This window comes from Cellulomonas flavigena DSM 20109 (genome assembly GCF_000092865.1).
Lineage (GTDB): Bacteria > Actinomycetota > Actinomycetes > Actinomycetales > Cellulomonadaceae > Cellulomonas > Cellulomonas flavigena.
Map to the genome: position 1 here is coordinate 2096572 of NC_014151.1, position 24111 is coordinate 2120682.

General features: G+C 74.0%; 23 protein-coding genes. 9 read left to right on the forward strand and 14 right to left on the reverse strand.

Annotation, left to right across the window (positions count from 1 at the left end; all coding sequences use genetic code 11):
- Positions 1–30 precede the first annotated feature (30 nt).
- The 8 genes from CFLA_RS09530 to CFLA_RS09565 all read right to left on the reverse strand — a co-directional run bounded on the left by CFLA_RS09530 (position 31) and on the right by CFLA_RS09565 (position 5798).
- Positions 31–615, reverse strand: a complete 585-nt coding sequence (locus CFLA_RS09530; RefSeq protein WP_013117114.1) for a MerR family transcriptional regulator — start codon at positions 613–615, stop codon at positions 31–33.
- A gap of 158 nt (positions 616–773) precedes the next feature.
- Positions 774–1280 carry a bifunctional nuclease family protein gene (locus tag CFLA_RS09535; RefSeq protein ID WP_013117115.1) on the reverse strand — a complete coding sequence of 169 codons (507 nt, stop codon included), beginning with the start codon at positions 1278–1280 and terminating at the stop codon, positions 774–776.
- A gap of 88 nt (positions 1281–1368) precedes the next feature.
- Positions 1369–2109 (reverse strand): transcriptional regulator FtsR, encoded by a 741-nt coding sequence (gene ftsR, locus CFLA_RS09540; RefSeq protein ID WP_013117116.1) that lies wholly within the window; start codon positions 2107–2109, stop codon positions 1369–1371.
- 7 nt (positions 2110–2116) lie between these two features.
- Positions 2117–2587 (reverse strand): FHA domain-containing protein, encoded by a 471-nt coding sequence (locus CFLA_RS09545; protein WP_013117117.1) that lies wholly within the window; start codon positions 2585–2587, stop codon positions 2117–2119.
- 184 nt (positions 2588–2771) lie between these two features.
- On the reverse strand, positions 2772–3938 hold the full coding sequence (locus CFLA_RS09550) for a DUF881 domain-containing protein (RefSeq protein WP_013117118.1): 1167 nt from the start codon (positions 3936–3938) through the stop codon (positions 2772–2774).
- Positions 3935–4267, reverse strand: coding sequence for a small basic family protein (locus CFLA_RS09555; protein WP_013117119.1), 333 nt, complete (start codon positions 4265–4267; stop codon positions 3935–3937). The genes CFLA_RS09550 and CFLA_RS09555 overlap by 4 nt, the downstream gene beginning before the upstream one ends.
- On the reverse strand, positions 4264–5202 hold the full coding sequence (locus CFLA_RS09560) for a DUF881 domain-containing protein (protein ID WP_052302708.1): 939 nt from the start codon (positions 5200–5202) through the stop codon (positions 4264–4266). Before CFLA_RS09560 ends, CFLA_RS09555 begins: the two co-directional genes overlap by 4 nt.
- Complete coding sequence (locus tag CFLA_RS09565) at positions 5199–5798, reverse strand: CDP-alcohol phosphatidyltransferase family protein (protein ID WP_013117121.1); 600 nt, start codon at positions 5796–5798, stop codon at positions 5199–5201. The genes CFLA_RS09560 and CFLA_RS09565 overlap by 4 nt, the downstream gene beginning before the upstream one ends.
- Before the next feature lie 139 nt (positions 5799–5937).
- On the opposite strand from CFLA_RS09565, the gene CFLA_RS09570 reads away from it, so the two are divergent.
- Together CFLA_RS09570 and CFLA_RS09575 are read left to right on the forward strand one after the other, a co-directional pair.
- Positions 5938–6357, forward strand: coding sequence for a CoA-binding protein (locus CFLA_RS09570; RefSeq protein ID WP_013117122.1), 420 nt, complete (start codon positions 5938–5940; stop codon positions 6355–6357).
- 265 nt (positions 6358–6622) lie between these two features.
- The gene (locus tag CFLA_RS09575; RefSeq protein WP_013117124.1) at positions 6623–8368 is read left to right on the forward strand and encodes a DEAD/DEAH box helicase; all 1746 of its coding nucleotides are present in this window, start codon (positions 6623–6625) and stop codon (positions 8366–8368) included.
- A gap of 89 nt (positions 8369–8457) precedes the next feature.
- Here the strand turns inward: CFLA_RS09575 and CFLA_RS09580 are convergent, their stop codons facing one another.
- The gene (locus CFLA_RS09580; RefSeq protein ID WP_245530224.1) at positions 8458–11199 is read right to left on the reverse strand and encodes a substrate-binding domain-containing protein; all 2742 of its coding nucleotides are present in this window, start codon (positions 11197–11199) and stop codon (positions 8458–8460) included.
- Between the two features lie 23 nt (positions 11200–11222).
- On the opposite strand from CFLA_RS09580, the gene CFLA_RS09585 reads away from it, so the two are divergent.
- The 3 genes from CFLA_RS09585 to CFLA_RS09595 all read left to right on the forward strand — a co-directional run bounded on the left by CFLA_RS09585 (position 11223) and on the right by CFLA_RS09595 (position 16450).
- Positions 11223–12317, forward strand: coding sequence for a LacI family DNA-binding transcriptional regulator (locus tag CFLA_RS09585; RefSeq protein ID WP_013117126.1), 1095 nt, complete (start codon positions 11223–11225; stop codon positions 12315–12317).
- A gap of 278 nt (positions 12318–12595) precedes the next feature.
- The gene (locus tag CFLA_RS09590; RefSeq protein WP_013117127.1) at positions 12596–14536 is read left to right on the forward strand and encodes a glycoside hydrolase family 6 protein; all 1941 of its coding nucleotides are present in this window, start codon (positions 12596–12598) and stop codon (positions 14534–14536) included.
- A gap of 120 nt (positions 14537–14656) precedes the next feature.
- Positions 14657–16450 carry a cellulase family glycosylhydrolase gene (locus tag CFLA_RS09595; RefSeq protein ID WP_013117128.1) on the forward strand — a complete coding sequence of 598 codons (1794 nt, stop codon included), beginning with the start codon at positions 14657–14659 and terminating at the stop codon, positions 16448–16450.
- A gap of 64 nt (positions 16451–16514) precedes the next feature.
- On the opposite strand, the gene CFLA_RS09600 is transcribed toward CFLA_RS09595, so the two are convergent.
- Positions 16515–17642: a threonine aldolase family protein gene (locus CFLA_RS09600; protein WP_013117129.1), complete on the reverse strand. Its 1128-nt coding sequence runs from the start codon at positions 17640–17642 to the stop codon at positions 16515–16517.
- A 33-nt stretch (positions 17643–17675) separates the two neighbouring features.
- On the opposite strand from CFLA_RS09600, the gene CFLA_RS09605 reads away from it, so the two are divergent.
- Positions 17676–18200: a DUF6328 family protein gene (locus CFLA_RS09605; RefSeq protein WP_013117130.1), complete on the forward strand. Its 525-nt coding sequence runs from the start codon at positions 17676–17678 to the stop codon at positions 18198–18200.
- Positions 18201–18263: 63 nt separating this feature from the next.
- On the opposite strand, the gene CFLA_RS09610 is transcribed toward CFLA_RS09605, so the two are convergent.
- The 3 genes from CFLA_RS09610 to ku form a co-directional block, all read right to left on the reverse strand.
- Complete coding sequence (locus CFLA_RS09610) at positions 18264–18545, reverse strand: HU family DNA-binding protein (RefSeq protein WP_013117131.1); 282 nt, start codon at positions 18543–18545, stop codon at positions 18264–18266.
- A gap of 139 nt (positions 18546–18684) precedes the next feature.
- Positions 18685–19728: a PHP domain-containing protein gene (locus CFLA_RS09615; protein ID WP_013117132.1), complete on the reverse strand. Its 1044-nt coding sequence runs from the start codon at positions 19726–19728 to the stop codon at positions 18685–18687.
- Positions 19725–20717, reverse strand: coding sequence for a non-homologous end joining protein Ku (ku, locus tag CFLA_RS09620; protein WP_013117133.1), 993 nt, complete (start codon positions 20715–20717; stop codon positions 19725–19727). The genes CFLA_RS09615 and ku overlap by 4 nt, the downstream gene beginning before the upstream one ends.
- A 91-nt stretch (positions 20718–20808) precedes the next feature.
- Between ku and ligD the strand changes: the two genes are divergently transcribed.
- The 3 genes from ligD to CFLA_RS09635 all read left to right on the forward strand — a co-directional run bounded on the left by ligD (position 20809) and on the right by CFLA_RS09635 (position 23782).
- On the forward strand, positions 20809–21735 hold the full coding sequence (gene ligD, locus CFLA_RS09625) for a non-homologous end-joining DNA ligase (RefSeq protein WP_187291354.1): 927 nt from the start codon (positions 20809–20811) through the stop codon (positions 21733–21735).
- 275 nt (positions 21736–22010) lie between these two features.
- Positions 22011–22583, forward strand: a complete 573-nt coding sequence (locus CFLA_RS09630; RefSeq protein WP_013117135.1) for a Dps family protein — start codon at positions 22011–22013, stop codon at positions 22581–22583.
- Positions 22580–23782 (forward strand): App1 family protein phosphatidate phosphatase, encoded by a 1203-nt coding sequence (locus tag CFLA_RS09635; protein WP_013117136.1) that lies wholly within the window; start codon positions 22580–22582, stop codon positions 23780–23782. The genes CFLA_RS09630 and CFLA_RS09635 overlap by 4 nt, the downstream gene beginning before the upstream one ends.
- Before the next feature lie 54 nt (positions 23783–23836).
- On the opposite strand, the gene CFLA_RS09640 is transcribed toward CFLA_RS09635, so the two are convergent.
- Positions 23837–24049, reverse strand: coding sequence for a hypothetical protein (locus CFLA_RS09640; RefSeq protein WP_013117137.1), 213 nt, complete (start codon positions 24047–24049; stop codon positions 23837–23839).
- Positions 24050–24111: the final 62 nt, after the last annotated feature.

A 24111-nucleotide genomic window follows, 5' to 3' on the forward strand; every position in this document is an offset into this window, starting at 1 on the left:
CCCGTCCGAGGGTGCGCAGCGTTTCCGGCCTCAGCCGGCGGTACGCGCCTGGCGCCGCAGCGCGAGCTCGTCCTGGACGGCCGGTGCGGGCGTCGCCTCGTCGTCCGGACGCTCCCGCGGCAGCTCGGCGAGGGTGCCCTCGACCTCGCGCCACACGCGGCCCACGGCGATCCCGAACACGCCCTGACCGCCCTGCACCAGGTCGATGACCTCGTCGGGCGACGTGCACTCGTAGACGCTCGCGCCGTCGGACATCAGCGTGATCTGGGCGAGGTCGTCGACGCCACGCTCGCGCAGGTGGCCGACGGCCGCGCGGATCTGCTGCAGCGAGACGCCGGTGTCCAGGAGCCGCTTGACCACCTTGAGGACGAGGATGTCGCGGAACGAGTAGAGCCGCTGCGTGCCGGAGCCGGTCGCCGGTCGCACCGACGGCTCGACCAGACCGGTGCGCGCCCAGTAGTCGAGCTGCCGGTACGTGATGCCGGCCGCACGGCACGCGGTGGGACCGCGGTAGCCGGTGGTGACGTCGAGGTCGGGCAGGTCGTCGTCGAACAGCAGGCCCTGCGCGTGCTGCGGGATCGTGCCGGAGCTGTCGGCACTCTCGTTGCTGATCACGGGGCCCTCCCTCGGCGGCGCCCGTGGGGTGCCGCGCTGTGCTGGTTCTCCGGTCACGCTAGGCCTGCCGCGTCGGGGGCGCAACGAGCGTGGCCCCGGCGTGTCGTGCACCGGCGTCTCACCGTCAGGTGGACGTCGAAGTTCTTCACCCGATCGGCTCAGCACTCGCGCGGCCCACCCTCGGCACCGGGGTCGAGACCGGTCTCGAAGTCCTCCGCCGAGACGTGCTCCAGGAAGTCCCGGAACTGCGAGATGTCCTCCTCGCTCGCCGCCGGGCGCACCTCGACCCCCGCGAGAGCGACGACCTCCGCCGAGCACATCACCGGGCACGCGAAACGCAGGGCGACGGCAATCGCGTCCGACGCCCGGGCGTCGACGCGCCGCCCCGAGGTCAGGACGAGTGCGGCGTGGAAGACGCCGTCCTCGAGCCGCGTGATCTCCACGTGGTGGACCGGCGCACCGGCGGCGAGCAGTGCGTCACGCAGCAGGTCGTGGGTCATGGGCCGGGGCGGCACGATCCCCGCCTGCGCCGCGGCGATGGCCGACGCCTCGGTGGGGCCGATGAGGATCGGCACGAGCAGTGCCGCGTCCGGGTCGAGGAGCAGCACGACGATCTCGTCGTCGGCCAGGTGCGTGCGCACGCCGACGACATCGACCGGCACCATCTCGGGTTCGACGCCCACACGGACACGCTACGTCGCCGGGCGCGTCACGTCTGCCCGGGACGCCGGATGATCCCTGCGCGGCGCCGGCTCAGGGCGCCAGGTCGTGGACCGCCGAGCGCACGAGCGCGGTATGCATCCGGGCGCACAGCTCCCCCACCTCGGCAGCGAGCGTGCCCGCCCGCGCCCGCGAGGACACGCTGCGCTGGCCGCGCCACGGTGCGACGACCTGCTCGACGAGGTCGACCTGCCGCTCCGCCGCGGCGCGGAACGTGCGCAGGTGGCGCGCGTCGATGCCGTGGTCGGCGAGCGACGCCGCGACGGTGACCACCTCGCGCGCCCAGGGGTCGAAGACCCCCCGCGGCCCGGGTCGCAGGACGCCCTGTGCCACCAGGTCCTCGACGAGGGAGACGTCGACGCCGGCCTCGTGCGCGAGACGTTCGGCCGTGAGCCGGTCGGCTGACGGCGCCACGCCGTCGCTCGTCGCCAGGCGGGCGCGCGCCGGCGTCTCGGTGTCCAGCCCGGCGTCGAGCGCAGCGAGCCGCTCACCGATGACCTTCAGCGGCATGTACCGGTCGCGCTGCTGCGTCAGGACGTAGCGCAGCCGCTCGACGTCGGCGGGCGAGTACTGCCGGTAGCCCGACGGGGTCCGCACCGGGTCGACGAGCCCCTGCTCCTCGAGGAAGCGGAGCTTGGACGTCGTGACGGTCGGGAACTCGATGCGCAGCGCGGCGAGCACGTCGGAGATCCGCATGGTGGCGCGGCGCGAGATGCCCTGGGGCCACGGCTCGTGCGGTGCGTCGTCCGCCTCCAGCTCGTGGACGGCGCTCACGGCGTGCTCAGGACGGGTCACGGTGGGGGCTGGGGTGGAACGTCATCCGGTACTTGCCGATCTGCACCTCGTCGCCGGTGCGCAGCACGACGGCGTCGATGCGCGTCCGGTTGACGTACGTGCCGTTGAGCGAGCCGATGTCCCGCACCACGAACTGCCGGCCCTCACGCACGAACTCCGCGTGCTTGCGCGAGACGGTGACGTCGTCGAGGAAGATGTCGGCGCTCGTGCTGCGGCCGGCCGTCGTGCGGTCGGCGTCGAGCAGGAACCGGGCGCCCGAGCTCGGCCCCCGCTGCATGAGCAGGAGCGCGGACGTGGGCGGCAGCGCGTGGACGGCGGCGGCCTCGTCGCTCGTCAGACCGACCGGAGGCGCCTCGGGGTCGACCGGCTCCAGCGAACCGAAGCTGATCGTGGTGTCCGGGCCGTCCCCCCGGTAGGCGGGCAGGACGCCGTCCGGCGCCTGTCGCTCGTCGCTCATGCGGACCTCCCGTGTCGGTCGCGGGCACCCCGTGCGAGCGCGCTCGCCGTCGACCCAGCCTTGCCCGCCCACCTTATGCGGTGTCGGTGCGGACGCGCAGCACGCGCGCGGCGCCACCCGGGTGACGCCGCGGAGCGCCGGAGGGCGTGCGGGGTCGTGGTGGTCCCGGCGGCAGCCCTGCAGGTCACGGCTCGTCCGACGCCGGGGTCGCGTGCACGGGGTCCGGCAGGACGCGGACCGCTGTCACCTCGACGCGGTCGGACTTCTCGACGGTGCCGCGTCCGCCGTCGCCGCGGACCTGCGCCATCGCGCCACCGGGGATCTCCAGCGCGGGCGCGATGGTGTCGGGGTCACCGATGACCGTCCAGCGGAACGGTGAGGTGATCGCGGCACCGTCGAGCTCCACGGCGCCCCGGTTGCCGGTGAACGCACTGCTCGCGATGATCCGGTGACCGTTGAGCTCCATCGCCTCGGCTCCGGCGTTCCGCAGCTCCTCGAGCACGTGCAGCATCGTCACCGGCCGGATCTCCCCGTCCGGCTCGGTGAGCGTGATGCGCACGCCGGGACCCGTGGCGGGGAGCCGCCCTGTGAGGATGCCCTGCATGGCCGCCGTCCGCCGGGCAGCGTCGAGCGCAGCCTGCTGCCTGTCGGAGCCCGAGAGCAGCTCGTCCCGCTCGCGCTGCAGGTCGAACGCCTCGCGCTCGAGCTCCTCGGTGCGGGTCGTGGTCTCGTCGAGCAGCCGCACGAGGTCGTTCTGGCGCAGCGACCCGAGCTGGGTGTCGGTGGCCTGGCGCACCTGCACGACGAGCGCGAAGCCCAGCAGCGCGCACAGCCCGGCCGTGATGAGCTGGCCCTGGGTGGTGCGGGGCCGCATCGCGTGCGCGAGCCGCGCCCACCCGGATCTCGGCGGCCGTACCACGACGCGGGGCACGACGGAGGTCGGCACCGACGGTGGCGCGGCGGAGCTCGCCGCCCCGGCGTCCTCGGGGCCGCGGAGGGCCGCCTCGGGCGCCTCCTGCGGGGTTCCCGTCCGCTCCTCACCCACGGGCACGCGTTCCTCCGCCACGGCCGGCTCGGGTGCGTCGGCCGTCACGTCCCGCCCCGTGACGCTCTCCCCCGCCGCCCCCTCGTGCGGTGCGACAGCGACGGTGACGGCGTCGTCCACGCGCTCGTCCGTGCGTCGCGACGGCCCGAGCAGGTCCGGCGGCAGCTCACCGAGCGGGACGTGGTCGAGCGGCAGGTCGCCCAGGCCCAGGGGGTCCAGCGGGTCGATGACGGGGCCGTCGTCCAGCGGCTGCGCGCCGTCGGGCGGCTCGGGGAGGTCGGGGCGCGACCCGTCCGCGCCGGTCATGCCTTGAACAGGTGCCGGCGGATCGACGCGGCGTTCGAGAAGATACGGATGCCGAGGACGACGATCACCGCGGTCGTCATCTGCGACCCGACGCCGAGCTGGTCGCCGAGGAACACGATGAGCGCCGCGACGACGACGTTGGACAGGAACGAGGTGAGGAACACGCGCTCGTCGAAGATCCCGTCGAGGTACGCGCGCAGGCCGCCGAAGAGCGCGTCCAGCGCCGCGACGACGGCGATCGGGAGGTAGGGCTGCAGGTTGGCGGGGACCGTCGGCTCGATGAAGAGCCCCGCGAGCACGCCCAGCACGAGCCCGATCACGGCGATCACCGGGTCTCCTCTCCGTCGGGTCGCCCCGACACTGCCACATCCGGTGACGACGTCCCAAGGGCAGCGGGCCCCGCGGCCTGGAGATCCTCGCCGACGACCCGCGCCGAGCGCAGCGTCGGCTGCCCCCGCCCGGACAGGCGCAGCTCGCGCTGCGCCGAGACGTGCACCTCGATGCCGAACTGTGCGAGGTGGGCCATGTGCTGCCCCGCGGAGAGCCGCGCGAGCCGTGTCTGCATGGTGGCGGCGTCGCCGATCGCCTCGACCGTGTACGGGTTGCTCAGGGCCGTGCTGTCGACGAGGACGGCGGCGCCGGCGCTGCGGATGGCCGTGGTCGACGTCAGACGCTGGTCGTTGACCGCGATCGCCTCGGCCCCTGCCGCCCACAGACCGTTGACCAGCACCTGCAGGTCGTTGTCCTGGACGAGCTCGCTGCCGTCGGCGGGGACGCCGCCTCCGGACGACGGGTCGCCGTCCGTGAGCACGATCCGCAGACCCGGGCCCGTGACGGGGACCACGCCGGCGGCGACGGCGTCCCGCTGCAGCTGGGCGAACAGCTCGGGGTCGTCCGTCGAGGCCGCCTCGCCCTGGAGCCGCGCGATCTGGGCCGCCGCCTCGGCGTTGACGCGGCCGAGCTCCTCGGCGAGGGCGGACTTCTCGCGGATCTCCGCCTCGAGGAGGGCCCGCGCCTCGAGGACCGCCGGCGTGGGCCGCCGCAGCGCGACCGCCGCGGACGTCGCGAACGCGCCGAGCAGCACGGCGAGCACCAGCAGCACCGCGCCCGCGCGGCCGGAACGACGCGGCAGCGTCCCGGCGGCTCGCCGGTCGGCGACCTCCTGGTACTCCGGGTCGAGCGGGCGTCGGTAGACCTCGTTGATGAGGGTCATCGACTCGTCGGCCGCCCGCGGCGGGGCGGGCACCGCGTGCCGCCTGCTCACGCGGCCTCGGCAGCACGGACCCGTGCGTCACGACGCATGACGGAGGCGGCCTGCGTGAGGTACAGCGCACCGGCGAACCAGTAGAGCGCGACACCCCACAGGGCGCACGCCCACCCCAGGACGCCGGCCACGAGCCCGACGGGCGAGGGCCATTCCGAGAGCAGGAGCAGCGGGAACGCGTACATGATCGCGAACGTCCCGGCCTTGCCCGCGAGGTGCACGCGCAGCGGCGGGTAGCCGGAGCGGGCGAGCGCGACCAGCAGCACCGCGAGCACGACGTCGCGCAGCACGAGCACGACGACCAGCCAGACGGGCACCACACCGCGCCACGCGAGGCCGACGAGCGTCACGAGGATGAACAGGCGGTCCGCAGCCGGGTCGAGCATCTGGCCCAGCCGCGTCACCTGGTGCATCCGGCGAGCCAGGACGCCGTCGAGCCAGTCGCTCGCACCGGCGAGCAGCAGGACCGCCAGCGCCCACGCGTCGTGCCCCTGCGCGACGAGCCATGCGAAGACCGGTACCAGGAGCAGCCGCGCCATGCTGATGATGTTGGGCACCGTCAGCACCCGTGGGCCGCCCGTCACGTCCTGGCTCACGCCCTCCCCCGTCGTCGTCCTCCTCGCGATCCTATGTCGCGCCCCGGGCGGCTCGGCGTCATGACGCGGAGTCATGGCGGAGCATCACCCGGACGTGGGTCCCGGGGCGCCGCCCGCCGCACGGTGGCAGGCTCGGGGCATGGTCACGGCACCGGACGAGGCGCACGTCGTCGACGACCTGCTGCGCACGCCCCGCACATGGGCGGTCGTCGGCCTGTCGACCAACCGGGCGCGCGCCGCGTACGGCGTCGCGGCCTACCTGCAGCGGCTCGGCCACACCATCGTGCCGGTCCACCCGAGCGCGCCGACCGTGCACGGCGCGCCGGGCCACGCGCGCCTGGCCGACCTGCCCGCACCCCCCGACGTCGTCGACGTCTTCGTCAACAGCTCGCGGGCGGGCGCGGTCGTGGACGCGGCGGTCGAGGTCGGCGCGCGGGCCGTGTGGCTGCAGCCCGGGGTGCACGACGACGCGGCGGTCGCCCGTGCCCGGGCGGCCGGGCTCGTGGTCGTGCAGGACACGTGCCCGGCGGTCGAGGGTCGCGCACGCGGCCTCGGCTGACCGGCCGCCGGCGGCGGCTGTGCGGGACGTCACCGCGGTGCCCCCGCCGCCCGCGCCGTGCAGCAGGTAGGGTGTCCAGGACATCTGGAGTCGTGTCGCATCCCCTCTCGTCGGGTGGTCCCCGGTCTCGTCCGGTCAGCACCGCCCGCATCGTGCACATTGCGTGCGCCGCCGTGAGCGGCGCGTGGGTCTGGTTCGGGGTGAGCGACGTCCTGGTCGTCGTCGTGACGTCCCGGCTCTCCCCCGCTGCCACCGAACGGTTCCCATGAGCACTTCTCTGCCTGCCTCCGCGTCCGCACAGGACGCGACCACGTTCGCCGACCTCGGCCTCGACCCGCGCGTCCTGTCGGCCGTGCACGGTCTGGGGTTCACGGCCCCCACGCCCGTCCAGGCGCAGACGATCCCGGCCCTGCTCGCCGGCCGTGACGTCGTCGGCGTCGCCCAGACCGGCACCGGCAAGACCGCCGCCTTCGGCCTGCCGCTGCTGCAGTCCGTCGATCCCGACGTCGCCGCCGTCCAGGTCGTCGTCCTGACCCCGACGCGCGAGCTCGCGATGCAGGTCGCCGACGCGCTCACCTCGTTCGCCGCCGACATGCCGGGCCTGCAGGTCGTGGCCGTCTACGGCGGTTCGCCGTACCTGCCGCAGCAGCGGGCGCTGGCGCGCGGCGCTCAGGTCGTCGTCGGCACACCCGGGCGCGTCATCGACCACATCGACCGGCGCACCCTGCGCCTGGACGACGTCCGCATGCTCGTGCTGGACGAGGCGGACGAGATGCTGCGCATGGGCTTCGCCGAGGACGTCGACAAGGTCCTGTCGGGCACGCCCGCCGGCCGCCAGGTCGCGCTGTTCTCCGCGACGATGCCGCCGCAGATCCGCCGGGTCGCCGACCAGCACCTGGTGAACCCGGTGTCGGTGGCGGTCTCGCGGCAGTCCTCCACCGTCGAGTCCGTGCGTCAGACGTACGCGGTCGTGCCCTACCGGCACAAGGCCGGCGCCCTGGCCCGCGTGCTGGCCGTCAGCGACGCCGACGCCGCCATCGTGTTCGTCCGCACCCGCGAGGCCGCCGAGGAGATCGGCAACGTCCTCGTGCAGCGCGGCATCGCGGCGGCGCACATCAGCGGTGACGTCGCGCAGGCCGACCGCGAGCGGATCGTCGAGCGGCTGCGCTCGGGCACGCTCGACGTGCTCGTGGCGACCGACGTCGCCGCACGTGGACTCGACGTCGAGCGCATCGGCCTCGTCGTCAACCTCGACCTGCCGCGCGAGCCCGAGGCGTACGTGCACCGCATCGGCCGCACCGGCCGCGCGGGCCGCACCGGTGAGGCGCTGACGTTCGTCACGCCGAGCGAGCGACCGCGTCTGCGCCAGATCGAGCGGACCACGCGCACGCCCCTCGTCGAGATCACCATCCCGACCCCCGCGCAGGTCAGCGCCCACCGCGCGACCGCGCTGCTCGGGCGCACCGACGCGCGGCTCGCGGCCGGCCGGCTCGACGTGGTCCGGACGGCAGTGCTCGAGCACCTCGCCGCGCACCCCGACGTCGACCCCGTCGACCTGCTCACGGCCGTCGCTGCGCTCGCGGTCGGCGACGAGGGCCCGAGCGCCGAGGTCGAGTACCTCGACGACGCGGTCCGCCGTGCGCGCGAGACGCGCCACGAGGAGACGCGCGGCGGTCAGGTCGCGGGCAACCGCCGGCGACCCGGCACGACCGGCCCCAGCGGACGCCCGCGCTACCGCGTCGCGGTCGGTGAGCGCGACGGCCTGCAGCCGGGTGCGCTCGTCGGCGCCCTCACGGGCGAGGGCGGGCTGACCGGCAAGGACGTCGGCAAGATCGACATCTTCGGCAGCTTCGCGCTCGTGGACATCCCCTCCGGACTCACGCCGGAGGTCGTCGACCGGCTCGGCCGCACGCGCGTCGCGGGCCGGCCCCTGCGCATCCGGCTCGACACCGGCCCGCAGTCCTCGCGCGGTCCGTCGCGCGGCGAGCGGGTGCACCGCACGCACGCCTGAGCGGACCTCGCACCGGCCGCCCGGCGACGGCAGCACGACGACGGGGCACCACCTCACCGGTGGTGCCCCGTCGTCGTCGCAGGAGGCCCTCAGCGCACCGCCGTGTTGCGCGGGTCGACGCGCGTCTGTCCCCGCAGGAGGACGATGTCCGCCTCGCGCAGGACCTCGTTGACGTCCCGCATGCCACGGATCGACTGCAGCACCCCGATCGAGATGCGCGGCCCGATCTCCCGCCGCAGCCGCTCGAGCAGCTCGGTGAGCCGGTCGGGCATCCCCCCGGTGCCCACGTCGTCGACGAGGATCGCGAAGTCGTCCTCGCCCGTGCGGGCCGTGGTGTCACCCTCGCGCAGCGGCCGCCGCAGCTGCCGCACGACCTCGCGATGCACGTCCGGTGCGTGGTCGTCGTCGCGCGACGTCCCGCCGTCGACCACACGGACCAGGGCGATCGCGCAGTCGTAGCCGGCCGACCGCCGGCACCGCAGCAGCGCCGCACCCAGACGGTCGAGGAACAGCAGCCGGTTCACCAGGCCCGTCTCCGGGTCGTGCAGCGCGTCGCGCTGCAGCGCGATCTCGGCCTCCTTGCGCTCCGTCACGTCGACCAGCGTGCCGACGAGCCGCGCCGGGCAGCCCGCGTCGTCGAGCACCGTCACCGCGCGGCACATCATCCAGCGGTAGTCGCCGGACTGCGTGCGCACCCGGTGCTCGAGCTCCAGCGGCGTGCCGCACCCGGCGAGCTGCGCAGCGATCGCCGCGGACAGCTCGTCACGGTCCGCGGGGTGCACGCGCTCCAGCCACTCCGAGGGCTGGTCGCCGATGACGTCCTCGGCGTAGCCGAGCGTCTGCTTCCACCGCGGCGAGTAGTACACCGTGCCCGCCGAGACGTCCCAGTCCCACGTGCCGTCGTGCGCCGCCATCGACGCCAGCGCGTACCGCTCCTCGCTCTCGCGCACGGTGTCGGCCAGCGCACGCTCACGCGCGGCCGCCTGCTCCAGCGCCTTGCGCTGCTCCCGCAACGAGCCGAGCAGCCGCTCCTGGTCGAGGGCGACCGCGAGCAGCGCGGCCCAGTGGTTGAACCGGTCACGCGGCTGCGTGGCCCGTGTCTCGACCGTCCCGTCGATCGCGAGCAGACCCCAGTCGCTGCCGCCGAAGGTCACGGGCACGACGAACGTCAGCTCGTTCGAGCCGACGGTGCCGGCGCGCGTCAGCGCGGCGGGCGGGAACTGGCTCGCGGTCGTCCGCACGCCCACGAGGCGAGACAGCGTCCCGCTCGTGTCGTGGACACCGACGATCTCCATCTCCCGGTCCCCGGGCGCCCGGTCGGAGCCCACCCACAGGCCCAGGCACGCGTGACCGCGCACCCCGCGCGGCAGCCAGCCGAGCGCGCGCGGGCTCGCGCCGTCGCCGCGCAGCAGGTCCATGTCGACCTCGTACTGGTCGACGATCGTGCGCTCGAGCTGACCGCTGCGCGCCAGCATCGCGCGCGTGCAGCCCTTGGTGACCGCGAGCAGCACGTCCGTCACAGCGCGGCGCACCGCCGGGGCGTTCGCCGCGCGCGCCTCCCCCAGCGACTCGACGCGACGGCTCTCGACCGTCCGCAGCACCTGCACCATCTGCTCGAGCGCCTCCGGGTGCGGCTGCAGCGCCGCCGTGAGGTCCGAGAGCCGACCGAGCGCCGCGGGGGCCGGCGACACGCCGCGCTCGGCGGCGACGTCGACCGGCTCCTCGACCGCGCGCCACCACGCCTCGCGCGCGTCCGGCCCGGCGCGGCGCGACACCGCCGACCCGGCGGGACCGGCGAACGCCGTGTCCGCCAGCCGGCGCAGGAGGTCCGTTCCCTGGGTGTCCTCGACGTCCGCCACACCACCCGGCGACGAACCGGGCGACATGACCGGCGAGGTGATCTCCGTGCACCCGCACGACTCACGCACCACCAGCGACGACGGCACACGGTGCTCGCCCGGCGCCACGTCGTCGCCGCGCATCCGGGCCAGGAGCAGACCGACCGCGTGCTCCCCGACGCGCCCGAAGTGCGCGTCGACCGTCGACAGGCGCGGGCTCACCCGCGCCCCGGAGTCCGCGTGGTCGAACGCCACGACGGCCTGGTCCCGCGGCAGCACGAGGCCGTGCGAGCGCAGCGCACGCTGGAACCCGACCGCGTTGCGGTCCGTCGCGGCGATCACCGCCGTCGTCGGCGTGCCCGCCTGCAGCATGCGCCCCGCCGCGTCGGCCCCGCCCTGCTCCTGGTTGTCCGACGCCTCGTACCACCACGAGTCGTCCGACTCGATGCCGTGCTCGGCGAGCGTCGTGCGGTAGGCCGCGAAACGCTCGCGCATGTCCCGCTGCCCCAGGTTCCCGAGGAAGCCGATCGCCGTGTGCCCGTGCCAGATCAGGTGCTCGACCGCGGCGCGCACGCCGCCCACGTTGTCCGGGACCACCACGGGGTCGTCCGGGTGCGCCGGGTCCTCGCTGATGAGGACCACGGGGACGCCCCACTCCCGGACCGCCGCCAGGCGCTCCGGGCTCAGGGCCTTGCCGATCACCACGAGGCCGTCGACGGCACCGAGCGCCACCGGCGTGTCGAGCACGGACTCGTCCGGATAGCGCTCGCGGTCGAGCCCCGCCGGGTAGGTCTGGACCGCGACGACCCGGTGGCCCACGCCGCGTGCGGCACGCGCCACCCCGGCGATCACCGCCCCGAAGTAGAAGCCACCGACCACCGGTGACAGGACGCCGATCGTCCGACGCACCGTGGCGGGAACCCCGCGCCGGACCGTCATCATCTTCCACACCTCGCCCACGCCGTCGGAGTCGAGCTGATGCTTTTCACCCACATCGGGCGCAACACTAGGTGATCGTGGTCACTCCTGCACATGACACAGGCAAAGATGCTGTCTCTCCGACGACCGGGGCACAGCCCGTTCTCGGCGGCCCTGGCGCCCGCCGACCGACGATCACCGACGTCGCCAAGGCCGCGGGGGTGTCCATCGCCGTCGTGTCCTACGCGCTCAACGGCCGCCCCGGCGTCTCCGCTGCGACCCGAGAACGGGTCCTGCGCGTGGCCGACGAGTTCGGCTGGCGACCCAGCGCGGCCGCGCGCTCGATGCGCAGCGGGCCGCGCGCCGTGGGCCTCGTCGTCGACCGCGGCCTGACCGGTGCCGTCGGCTATGGCGCGCACGTCCTGGAGTTCGTCGTCGCGCTCCAGGACGTGCTGGCGACACGCGGTCTCGCACTCGTGCTGCAGGTCGTCGACGACCTGCCCGCGGCCGTCGCGCTCTACGGCGAGTGGTGGGCGGAGCGGCGCTTCGACGTGATGGTCGTCACGGACGTGCGCACCGAGGACCCGCGGCTCGACGCGCTGCGTCGCCTGCGGATCCCGGCCGTGGTGGTCGGCGCGGGCGACGTGCCGGGCGACGTCGCGAACGTCCGCGTCGACGACGAGCAGGCCGCCGAGCGGGTCGGGCGCTACCTCATCGAGCTCGGGCACCGGCACGTGGGCGCCGTGACCGGCCCCGCCTCGCTGCAGCGCACCCGGTCCCGGGTCGCGGGCCTCGAGAGCGCGCTGGACGCCGGCGGCGCGACGCTCGCGCACGAGCCGACCGGCGGGTCGCCCGAGGAGGCCGCTGCGGCCGCACGCCGGCTCCTCACCGGCGACCGGCCGCCCACCGCCGTCGTCTTCGACACGGACCACATGGCGGTCGCCGCGCTCGACGTGGCCCGGCGCACGGGGCTGGCCGTGCCGTGGGACGTGTCCGTCGTGGCGCTGTCGGACTCCCCCCTGTGCCGCCTGGCGACGCCGTCGATCACCGCCCTCCCGTCGGTGCAGGCCGACCTCGGCACCGCCGTGGGCGAGTCCGTGCTGACGATCCTCGACTCCCAGCCCACGCCGCTGCGCCGCATCGAGGTGGGTGGCCTGGCCGTGCGCGGGAGCACGGGACCGCGCTCGCGGTGAGGGGCGCCCCTCCCGGCCCCTGTCCGGCGGCTCGCTTGCCGCCCCAGGGGCCGGTTGTGGTCGTTCACAACACGCTGACCTGCGATGCGACCGTTCGTGGGAGGTCCGTGAGAAGGTCACGATTCGATAACGGCGGCTTGCCTAAACGATTATCGAGGGTCCCCTGGGTCGCAGCGCGTGATGGATTCCGCTGCAGTCGTCGAGGACTTCGTCCGCGGTGACTCGTACCCGTCGCCGCCGAGGGCCGGGTACGACCGACCGACCCCCGGAGGACACCCGTGTCCACACACGGCAATCGAACGGCCGGGCGGCGCTTGCGCGCCGTCGCGACCGCTGCGACGGCGACGGCGCTCGTCGCGGTGCCGCTGACGCTCGCGAGCACGACCGCGACCGCGGCCGAAGCCCACGTCGACAACCCCTACGCCGGCGCCCGGCAGTACGTGAACCCGAACTGGGCAGCGACGGTTGAGAGCGCTGCCACGCGCGCCGAGAGCTCGACCCTCGCCGCGCAGATCCGCACGGTGGCCAAGCAGCCCACCGCCGTCTGGATGGACCGCAGCAGCGCCATCACCGGCAACGCCGACGGCCCCGGCCTGAAGTTCCACCTCGACGAGGCCGTCAAGCAGAAGGCGGCGGGCAGCACGCCGCTCGTCTTCAACCTCGTCATCTACAACCTGCCGGGCCGCGACTGCTTCGCTCTCGCGTCGAACGGTGAGCTCCCCGCCACCGACGCCGGCATGGAGCGCTACAAGACCGAGTACATCGACCCCATCGTCGACCTGCTCTCGGACCCGAAGTACGCGGACATCCGGGTCGCGGCGACGATCGAGCCGGACTCGCTCCCGAACCTCATCACGAACATCTCGGAGAGCACCTGCCAGAAGTCCGCGCCGTACTACCGCGAGGGCGTCAAGTACGCGCTGGACGAGCTGAAGACGCTCGACAACGTGTACACGTACCTCGACGCGGCCCACTCGGGCTGGCTCGGCTGGGAGTCGAACTCGGGCCCGACCGCCAAGCTGTTCGCCGAGGTCGCGAAGAGCACCAAGAAGGGCTTCGCGTCGGTCGACGGCTTCGTCACGAACACGGCGAACACCACGCCGCTGGCCGAGCCGTTCCTCACGGACCCGACCCTCAACGTCGGTGGCGTGCCGGTCCGCTCGGCCAAGTTCTACGAGTGGAACCCGGACTTCGGTGAGCACGCGTGGACGGCGCAGCTGCACCGTCTGCTCGTCGCCGAGGGCTTCCCGGCCTCGACCGGCATGCTCATCGACACGTCCCGCAACGGCTGGGGCGGCCCGGACCGTCCGACCAAGGCGTCGACGAGCACCAACGTCGACACCTACGTCAACGAGTCGCGCATCGACCGCCGCACCCACCGCGGCGCGTGGTGCAACCCGCTGGGCGCCGGCATCGGCGAGCTCCCGCAGGCCACGCCGGCCGGTGCGCCGTCCGCGTCGCACCTCGACGCGTACGTCTGGATCAAGCCCCCGGGCGAGTCCGACGGTGCCTCGAAGGAGATCCCGAACGACGAGGGCAAGAGCTTCGACCGCATGTGCGACCCGACCTACGTGGCGTCCAAGCTGTCGAACAACCTCACGGGTGCCACGCCCGACGCGCCGGTCTCCGGCAAGTGGTTCGAGGCGCAGTTCATGACGCTGGTCAAGAACGCGTACCCGGTGATCACCCCGGACAACGGCTCGACGCCCACGCCCACGCCGACCCCGTCGGTCACGCCGTCGCCGACCCCGTCGGTGACCCCGTCCCCCACGCCGTCGGTCACGCCGTCGCCGACCCCGTCGGTCACGCCGTCCCCCACGCCGTCGGTGACGCCGTCGCCGACCCCGTCCCCGACGGTCAGCCCGACGCCGTCGCCCACCCCGTCGCCGACCCAGAACCCGGGTGGCGTGTGCACGGTGAGCTACACGGCCAACGCGTGGAACACCGGCTTCACGGCCTCGGTCCGCGTGACCAACAAGGGCGCGGCCCTGTCCAGCTGGAACCTGACGTTCGACCTGCCGGCCGGCCAGTCCGTCCAGCAGGGCTGGAGCGCCAAGTGGGCCCAGTCGGGCCAGACCGTGACGGTGAGCAACGAGGCGTGGAACGGCAACCTGGGTGCCAACGCCACGGTGGACATCGGCTTCAACGGCAGCCACAACGGCAACGGCAACAGCGCCAAGCCGACGCAGTTCAAGCTGAACGGCGCAGCCTGCTCCTGACGGCTGACGAGCCGGGCGTCCTCGGACGCCTGACATGACGCGGGGGCCCTCCTGGACATCGTCCGGGAGGGCCCCTTCGCACCGTCCCTCCCCCTCCCTCCACGTCCCACCAGGAGAATCGTGACCACCTCACGTGTGCGCAGGCTGCGCACCGCGCTCGGCAGCGTCCTCGCCGCCGGCGCCCTGACGCTCCCCCTCGCCCTGTCCGCGGCGCCTGCACAGGCGGCCGACACGCCCGACTGGCTGCACGTCCAGGGCAACAAGATCGTCGACGCCTCCGGCAAGGAGGTGTGGCTCACCGGCGTGAACTGGTTCGGGTTCAACGCCGACGAGCGCGTCTTCCACGGCCTGTGGTCCGCGAACATGCGGACGCTCACCAAGGGCATGGCCGACCGCGGCCTCAACGTCGTGCGCGTGCCGATCTCCGCCGAGCTGATGCTCGAGTGGAAGGCGGGCACGTTCACCAAGCCGAACGTCAACGAGTTCGCCAACCCCGAGCTCGCCGGGCTCAACAGCCTGCAGATCTTCGAGAAGTTCCTCGAGATGAGTGACGAGTACGGCCTCAAGGTCTTCCTCGACGTCCACTCCGCCGAGGCGGACAACTCGGGGCACGTCTACCCCGTGTGGTGGAAGGGCGACATCACCACCGAGCACGTCTACGAGGCGTGGGAGTGGGCGGCGGCCCGCTGGAAGACGAACGACACGCTCATCGGCGCCGACCTGAAGAACGAGCCGCACGGCACCCAGGGCCAGACCGAGCGCGCCAAGTGGGACGGGTCGACCGACAAGGACAACTTCAAGCACTTCGCCGAGACGGCGGCGAAGAAGGTCCTGGCGATCAACCCGAACTGGCTGATCTTCGTCGAGGGCATCGAGATCTACCCGAAGGACGGCGTGTCCTGGTCCTCGACAGGTCTGACCGACTACCACAACATGTGGTGGGGCGGGAACCTGCGCGGCGTGCGGGACTTCCCGATCGACCTCGGTGCGAACCAGGACCAGCTCGTGTACTCCCCGCACGACTACGGGCCGCTCGTGCACCTGCAGCCGTGGTTCAAGGGTGAGTGGAGCCGCGAGACGCTCGAGCGCGACGTGTGGGACCCGAACTGGCTGTACCTGCACAAGGAGAACACCGCACCGCTGCTCATCGGCGAGTGGGGCGGCTTCATGGACGGCGGGCCCAACGAGAAGTGGATGGTCGCGCTGCGCGACCTCATCGTCGACCGGCGCCTGAGCCACACGTTCTGGGTGCTCAACCCGAACTCGGGTGACACCGGGGGCCTGCTCGGCTACGACTGGGCCACGTGGGACGAGGAGAAGTACGCGCTGCTCAAGCCGGCGCTGTGGCAGGACGGCGGCAAGTTCGTCGGCCTCGACCACGACGTCCCGCTGGGCGGCGTGGGCAGCACGACGGGCAAGTCGCTGTCCCAGGTCAACGGCACGTTCCCGTCGCCCACCGCGACGGCGACCCCGACGCCGACCCCCTCGGTCACGCCGACGCCCACGCCGTCGGTGACGCCGACCCCGACCCCCTCGGTCACGCCGACGCCGACGCCCAGTGCCACGCCGACACCCACGGCGACGCCGACGAGCGCCGCAGGTGCGTGCACGGTGACGTTCAGCGGCAACGCCTGGAACTCGGGCATGACCGGCGCCGTGCGGCTGACGAACACCGGCAGCACGCTGTCGGGCTGGACCTTGACGTTCACGGCGCCCGCGGGTGTGACGGTGACCCAGGGCTGGGGCGGCACGTGGTCGCAGTCCGGCTCCACGGTGACGGTCCGCAACGCGGACTGGAACGGCACGCTCGCGACGGGCGGCACGGTCGAGATCGGGTTCAACGCCTCGCACGGCGGCACGACGGGCACGCCCTCGGGCTTCGCCGTCAACGGGGCGTCCTGCGCCACGGCCTGACCAGCACGGCACGACACGGCCGCCGCACCCGAGCAGGGGTGCGGCGGCCGCGCCGTGTCAGCGGTCAGCCGGCGTCCGGCTCCTCGCGCAGCGCGGTGGCGAGGGCCACGAGCAGGTCGTCGACGTCCTCGTCCGTGGTGTCGAACGCGCACATGAGACGCACGGTGCCGTCCGTGACGTCCCAGTCGTAGAACCGCCAGCGCCGCCGCAGGGCTGCGGCGACATGGCCGGGAAGCCGGACGAACACCGCGTTGGCCTCGGTGGGCTGCGTGACCTCGAGGACCCCCAGGGCGTCGATCCCCGCCCGCAGCCGGGCGGCCGCCGCGTTGGCGCGCTGCGCCGAGCGCAGCCACAGGTCGCCCTCGTAGAGGGCGACCAGCTGCGCGGACACGAACCGCAGCTTCGAGGCGAGCTGCATGTCGGCCTTGCGCAGGTACTCCACACCCGTCACGGCGGCGGGGTCCAGCACCACCACCGCCTCACCGAGCAGCAGCCCGTTCTTGGTGCCGCCGAGCGAGAGCACGTCGACGCCGCAGTCGGTGGTCAGCGCCCGCAGCGGCAGGCCGAGGTGGGCGGCGGCGTTGGCGAGCCGCGCACCGTCCAGGTGCACGCGCATCCCGAGCTCGTGCGCCTGGTCGCACAGCGCACGCACCGCCTCGGGCGTGTACACGGTGCCGAGCTCGGTGGCCTGCGTGATCGACACGACCCCGGGCTGGGCGCGGTGCACGTCACCGAAGCCCCACGCCTGTCGGGCCACGAGCTCGGGGGTGAGCCGCCCGTCGGCCGCGGGCACGGTGAGCAGCTTCAGGCCCCCGACTCGCTCGGGCGCACCGTTCTCGTCCGTGTGCACGTGCGCGGCCTCGGTGCACACGACGGCGCCCCAGCGCGGCAGCATCGCCTGGAGCGCGACGACGTTGGCGCCCGTGCCGTTGAGCACCGGGTACGCGACCGCCGTGTCGCCGAGCTGCGCGCGCACGACCTCCTGCAGACGCTCGGTCCACGGGTCGTCGCCGTAGGCGGGCACGTGCCCGACGTTGGCGGCGGCGACCGCCTGCAGGACCTCGGGGTGCACCCCGGCGTAGTTGTCCGAGGCGAAGTGGCGGGAGGGGGCGGGCGTGCTCACTCCCCCAGTCTGGCCGACGACCGGCCTGCTGCCGTCGTTCGTCGTGCAGGACAGCGCCGGGCCCGGCATGATCCGGGCAGCCGACCGACAGGAGATCCGACGATGGCCCGCACCGACGGCCGAGACGAGACGTTCATCGAGCGCATGGACCGCAACTGGGAGGAGCTGCTGCAGGAGCTGCGCGTGACGCAGACCGGGGCGCAGATCCTCACGGGCTTCCTGCTGACCCTGCCGTTCCAGGGCCGGTTCTGGGACCTGGACGCCTACCAGCAGGACCTGTACCTCGTGCTCGTGGTGCTGGCGGTCCTGGCGACGGTGCTGATCATCGCCCCGGTGAGCCTGCACCGGCTGCTCTTCCGACGCCGGCTCAAGCCGCAGCTCGTCGACGCGGGCCACTGGTTCGCACGCGCAGGGCTGGCCGCGCTCGCGCTGGTGCTCACGGGGGCGACGATGCTGCTGTTCGACGTCGTCCTCACGCGCACGGCAGGCGTCGTGGCGGGTGCGACGTCCCTCGTCCTCATCACGCTGATGTGGGTGGTCCTGCCCCACGTGATCGCGCACCGTGCCGAGCCCGTCGAGGGCAACGAACCTGCCACCGGCGACTCCGGGCGCGGCGCGGCCGACTGACCGCAGGAACGACGACGGCCCCGTGCCGCACCCACCGGGTGCGGCACGGGGCCGTCGGTCGTCTCAGCCCTGGACGGCGCGCTTGAGGGCGCTGCCTGCGGTGATCTTCACGCGGTGGCCCGCGGGGATCTCGAGCTTCTCGCCCGTCTGCGGGTTCACGCCCGTGCGGGCGGCGCGCTCGGCGCGCGCGACGGCGAGGAAGCCGGGGATGGAGACGCTGCCGCCGGCGGCGAGCTGCTCGACGACGACCTCCTGCAGAGCCTTGAGTGCCTTGTCGGCGTCGACGTTGGTCAGACCGGCCTTCTCGGCGACGGCCTGGACGAGCTCGGTGCGGTTGACGCTCACGACGGGATGCTCCTCGGTGTTCGGTTCGCTGCCGCGGCACGGTACGTGCGCGGCGGTGCCGCACGCTGCGCGTGCGCACGGTTTCCGACCCTAACCGCGCCACCCGGGTGCGGCGCGCGCAGGCGCGCCGTGTCGTGGGTCACCGTCGCGCCACTCGCCCCCGCGCGCGGACCTCGCCGGCGCTGCGGGTCGTCACGACGCGGTCGGGCCCGATGCCGTGCGCGACGGCCCGTTCGCACCCGGCCCGCAGCCAGTCGAGCTGCCCGGGGGCGTGCGCGTCGGAGTCGATCGTGAAGACGCACCCCGCGTCGACGGCCGCCTGCAGCAGCCGGTGCGGCGGGTCGAGCCGGTCGGGGCGGCAGTTGATCTCGACCGCGACTCCGTGCTCGGCGCACGCGTCGAACACCGCCCGGGCGTCGAACTCGCTGGGCGGTCGCTGCCGGCCGGTGAGCCGCCGGCCCGTGCAGTGCCCCAGGACGTCCGTACGGGGGTTGCGCACGGCCGCCAGCATGCGGCGCGTCATCGCTGCCGCGTCCATGCGGAGCTTCGAGTGCACCGAGGCGACGACGACGTCCAGCTCGTCGAGAAGGTCGGGCTCCTGGTCGAGCGACCCGTCGTCGAGGATGTCGACCTCGATACCGCTGAGCACGTCGAACGGCGCCAGCGCGGGCCGCAGCGCGGCGAGGTCGGCGAGCTGTGCCCGCAGCCGGGCGGCGGACAGGCCGTGCGCGACCGTGAGCCGCGGCGAGTGGTCGGTCACGGCGAGGTAGTCGCGGCCGAGGTCGAGCGCCGTGAGGACCATCTCCTGCACGGGGGCGGCGCCGTCGCTCGCCTCCGTGTGGCTGTGCAGGTCGCCACGCAGCGCGGCGTGCAGCGCGGCCGCCTCAGGGGACGACGCGGCGGCCGCGGCCGTCTGTGCCTCGAGCTCGTCGAGGGCCGGGACCGGCTCGGCTGCCAGTGCACGCCGAACGACGTCGGCGGTGCTGCGCCCGACGCCCGGCAGGTCGGTGAGGGCCCCGGCGGCAGCGAGGGTGGCGAGCCGGCCGGGGGCCTGCCGCTCGACCGTGCGAGCCGCCGTCCGGTACGCCTCGGACCGGTAGCGCCTCGCCTGGGCACGCTCGAGGAGGAACGCGACCCGTCGCAGCGTCGCGACCGCACGCTCCTGGTCGTCGGCTGCGCTCACGACGCCTTGCTGCGGCGCTTGCTCGCGGGCTCCTCGGACTTCTTGGTGCCCGCCGTGCTCCTCGTCGCGGTGCCCTTCTTCCCGCCGCCGCCCTTCGAGGAGCCGCCCTTCGAGGTGCCGTCCTTCGAGGAGCCGCCCTTCGAGGTGCTGCTCCTCGTGGGCGCCGGCGGCGCGGCGTCGTCACCGGAGTCCTCGCCACGTGCGGCCCGCGCCTTCTCGACGGACCGCTGCAGCGCGGCGAGCAGGTCGACGACCTCGCCGCCGCCGTCGGACTCGTCCTCCTGCGGCGCCGCGGGCGGGGCCTGCGTGTCACCCGACGACACCTTCGCGGCGATGAGCTCCTCGAGCGCCGTGACGTACGCGTCCTCGTACTGCGACGGGTCGAAGTCCCCGGCGAGCGACTCGACGAGCGACGACGCCATGGTCAGCTCCTGCGGACGCACGGTGACGTCGTCGTCGAGCACGGGGAAGTCCGCCTCGCGGACCTCGTCCGGCCACAGCAGGGTCTGCAGCACGATGACCCGGTCGCGGACGCGCAGCACGGCCATCGACTCGCGCTGCCGGATCGCGACCTTCACCACCGCGACACGGTCGGTCTCCTCGAGCGCACCGCGCAGCAGCGCGTACGGCTTGGCGGCTGCCTTGTCGGGCTCGAGGTAGTACGTCTTCTGCAGCAGGATCGGGTCGACCTGGTCGGCCGGCACGAACTCCAGCACCTCGATCTCCCGCTCCGTGGACAGCGGGAGCTGCTTGAAGTCCTGGTCGGTGAGCACGACGAGCTCGCCGTCCTGCGTCTCGTAGCCCTTCGCGATGTCGGACCACTCGACGGGTTCGCCGTCGATCTCGCACACCTTCCGGTACCGGATGCGCCCGCCGTCCTCCCGGTGCACCTGGTGCAGGCGCACCTCGTGCTCACCGGTGGCCGCGTAGAGCCGCACCGGCACGTTGACGAGGCCGAACGCCACCGCGCCCTTCCAGATCGCCCGCACGGCGTCCTCCTTCGTCCTGGCGGAGTCGCCCACACGGCCGCCCCACGCGGCCCGATCCACCGTCCACGGGCAGGATGGACCCGTGGAGCCCATGCTCGCCACCCCTGCGCCTGCCCGTGCGGCGCTTCCGCACGGCCCGGGCTGGGTGTTCGAGGTCAAGTGGGACGGGGTGCGGGTGCTCGCGGACGCCCACGACGACAGCGTGCGCCTGAGCAGCCGCAACGAGCGGGACGTCACGTCGGCGTACCCCGAGCTGCGCGGTCTGGCGGCGCTCGGCGACGTGCTGCTCGACGGCGAGGTCGTGCTCATGGAGGCCGGCCGGCCGTCGTTCACGGCGCTCGCGGAGCGGATGCACGTGCGCGACACCCGGCGCGCGGCGGCCCTGGCGGCGGCCCGTCCGGTGACCTATCTGGTGTTCGACGTGCTGCGGCACGACGGACTCGACCTCACCGCGTTGCCGCTGTCGGAGCGACGCGCGGTGCTCGACGGCCTCGTGCTGCCGGCGCACGTGCAGGCGTCACCCTGGTACGACGACGGCGACGACCTGTGGCGCGTCACGGCGGGACACGGGCTCGAGGGCGTCGTGGCCAAGCGACGCGACGCGCCGTACCGACCCGGACGGCGCTCGCCCGACTGGGTGAAGGCGGCCCACCGCCGAGCCCGCACGGCGGTCGTCGGCGGGTGGCGACCGGAGTCGACCGGTACGGGCCGGCTGGGGGCCGTGCTGCTGGGCGCACCCGACGCGGCCGGCGGGCTGCGCTACCTGTGCCGCGCGGGTTCCGGGCTCGGCGGCCCCGCCGCGCGGGAGATGCGCGCCCTGCTCGCGCCGCTCGAGCGTGCCACGAGCCCGTTCCGCGACGACGTCCCCGCCGTCGACGCGCGCGGCACGGTGTGGTGCGACCCCGTCGTGGTCGTCGAGGCGCTGTACCTGGCGCGCACCCCGACAGGCCGGCTGCGCCAGCCGGTCGTGCGAGGGGTCCGCACCGACACCACCGCCGACCCCTGGGAGCAGCCGTGAGCGACGGGGTCCGGACCGTCGACGTCGGTGGCGACTGACGCACCTCGACGTGGTCCCCCACCCCACGGCGGGCACCCCCGAGGCCGAGGCCATGGTCCACCTCGTCCAGGTCGAGCCGCCGACCCTGCGTCACCTGCGTGACCGGCCGGTGACCCGCAGGCGCTCGCGCTCGTGCCGGCGCACCCCCGCTGCTCCGGTCGCGGCCACCGTGCCGTCCTGGCAGCGTGGACGTCACCGGGTCGCCCGAGCCCGGTCCCGTACGCGAAGGAGTGGTCATGGCCCGTGATCTGCCGAAGTACACCGTCCCGTCCCTCACCCCCGAGGAGGGCGCGAAGGTGGCGGCGATCCTGCAGGAACGCCTCAACGCGCTCAACGACCTGGCGCTGACGCTCAAGCACATCCACTGGAACGTGGTCGGCCCGCACTTCATCGCGGTGCACGAGATGATCGACCCGCAGGTCGACGCGGTGCGCGCCATGGTCGACGCGGTGGCGGAGCGCATCGCGACGTTGGGCGCAGCCCCCGTGGGCACCCCCGGCGCACTGGTCGCCGCCCGGACGTGGGACGACTACTCCATCGGCCGGGCGAGCACGAGCGAGCACCTCGGTGCGCTCGACGAGGTGTACGTGGGGGTCATCACCGACCACCGCCGCGCCGCCGCCGACGTGGAGGACCTCGACACCGTCACGAACGACCTGCTCGTCGGGCACCTGCACGAGCTCGAGCTCTTCCACTGGTTCGTGCGGGCGCACCTGGAGTCCGCGGGCGGTGCGCTGTCGACGGCCGGGGCGTCGACCGAGAAGGACGCGGCGAAGGCCGCCGGGGACGCGGCGGCGCACGCGTCGTGAGCACCGCGCAGCACGACGGCCCGCGGCCGGACGCGCTCGGCTCACCCGACGGGGACGGGCTGCGCGCGGGCCGCGTCACGCCTCGCCTCGAGACCTCCGACGGCACACCGGTCGAGCGCCTGCACCTGGCGGCGCGTCTGGAGGACCGGTTCGACGCCGCGCTCGCGCAGGTGCTGCGCCGGCGCGGCTGGACCGTGCGGGTCGTGGGGTACGCGGGCTACGGCACGGACGGGCACGTGCGGGTGCTGGCCCGCACGTTGCTCGCCTCGCCCGCCGTGCGGCAGCGCGACCTGCCCGACGCCGGGGCCGACGCCCAGGCGGGTGAGCGCCCGGCGGACGCGGTGCGCGGGTGGCGCTCGTTCTTCACCGCGCCCGTGGCCGGTGCACCCGTGGAGATCACCCTCGGTGGGCGCACGCACCGTGTCGAGACCGACCGCGGCGGCTACGTCGACGCGTGGCTCGAGGCCGACCTCGCCCCGGGGTGGCACGACGTGACGCTCACGTCCGTGGACGACGCGCGGGCGACCACGCGGGTCGTGGTCGTCGGCCCGGAGCCGACCGTGGGGATCGTCAGCGACATCGACGACACCGTCATGGTGACGCGCCTGCCGCGTCCGCTCGTGGCGGCGTGGAACGTGTTCGTGCGGCACGAGAACGCTCGCGAGGCGGTGCCGGGCATGTCGCGCCTGTACCGGGAGATCCGTGCCGCACGGCCGGACTCGCCCGTCGTCTACCTGTCGACCGGCGCGTGGAACGCGGCCCCGGCCATCGGGCGGTTCCTGCGTCGGCACGACTACCCCGCCGGGCCGCTCCTGCTGACCGACTGGGGGCCGACCAACACGGGCCTGTTCCGCAGCGGGCAGCGGCACAAGGTCGCGCAGCTGCGCCGCCTGTTCGCCGAGCTCCCGCAGGTGCGGTGGATCCTCGTCGGCGACGACGGGCAGCACGACCCGCAGATCTACGCCGGCGCCGTGGCCCGGTTCCCCGAGCGGGTCGAGGCCGTGCTCATCCGGCAGCTCACGGCAGGTGAGCACGTGCTCTCCAGCGGGCTGCCCGTGACCGCACCGGAGCAGGAGGAGGCCGAGGAGGACGCCGAGGAGGCCCCTGGCGTCGAGGTGCTGCTCGGCGCCGACGGTGAGGAGCTGCTGCGCCGCGCGCGCCAGAGCGGGCTGGTCGCACCGGCAGGACCCGGCACCTGACGCCTGCGAGGACGTGCGCGCCGTCCCGGCGGGCACGTCCTCGCGGGACTGCGGTCAGAGGCGCTCGGGGTCGTCCCAGTCGTCGCTCGACGCGATCGCCTCGTCGTCCGGCCGGATCTCCACGGCGTGCAGGGACCGCGGGGCGCGGGCGGCGTCGCCGCCGGAACGCGCGTCGGCGGCGTCGAGCTCCGCCTGGGCGACCTGCGCCTCCGCGAGGCGGTGCGCTGCGAGGTCGGAGGTCAGGTCACGCGCGTGCTGGTGGCTCATGGACGAGTTCTACCAACACCGGAAGGCCCGCGCACCCGTTGGCGGGGACCTGCTGGAGGGTT

Excerpts from the sequence above, each read along its gene's own strand:
- CFLA_RS09535 (WP_013117115.1), bottom strand. The coding sequence starts at position 1,280 with ATGGTGCCGGTCGATGTCGTCGGCGTGCGCACGCACCTGGCCGACGAC.
- CFLA_RS09545 (WP_013117117.1), bottom strand. The coding sequence starts at position 2,587 with ATGAGCGACGAGCGACAGGCGCCGGACGGCGTCCTGCCCGCCTACCGG.
- CFLA_RS09550 (WP_013117118.1), bottom strand. The coding sequence starts at position 3,938 with ATGACCGGCGCGGACGGGTCGCGCCCCGACCTCCCCGAGCCGCCCGAC.
- CFLA_RS09570 (WP_013117122.1), top strand. The coding sequence starts at position 5,938 with ATGGTCACGGCACCGGACGAGGCGCACGTCGTCGACGACCTGCTGCGC.
- CFLA_RS09575 (WP_013117124.1), top strand. The coding sequence starts at position 6,623 with ATGAGCACTTCTCTGCCTGCCTCCGCGTCCGCACAGGACGCGACCACG.
- CFLA_RS09600 (WP_013117129.1), bottom strand. The coding sequence starts at position 17,642 with ATGCCGGGCCCGGCGCTGTCCTGCACGACGAACGACGGCAGCAGGCCG.
- CFLA_RS09605 (WP_013117130.1), top strand. The coding sequence starts at position 17,676 with ATGGCCCGCACCGACGGCCGAGACGAGACGTTCATCGAGCGCATGGAC.
- ligD (WP_187291354.1), top strand. The coding sequence starts at position 20,809 with ATGCTCGCCACCCCTGCGCCTGCCCGTGCGGCGCTTCCGCACGGCCCG.
- CFLA_RS09630 (WP_013117135.1), top strand. The coding sequence starts at position 22,011 with ATGGCCCGTGATCTGCCGAAGTACACCGTCCCGTCCCTCACCCCCGAG.
- CFLA_RS09640 (WP_013117137.1), bottom strand. The coding sequence starts at position 24,049 with ATGAGCCACCAGCACGCGCGTGACCTGACCTCCGACCTCGCAGCGCAC.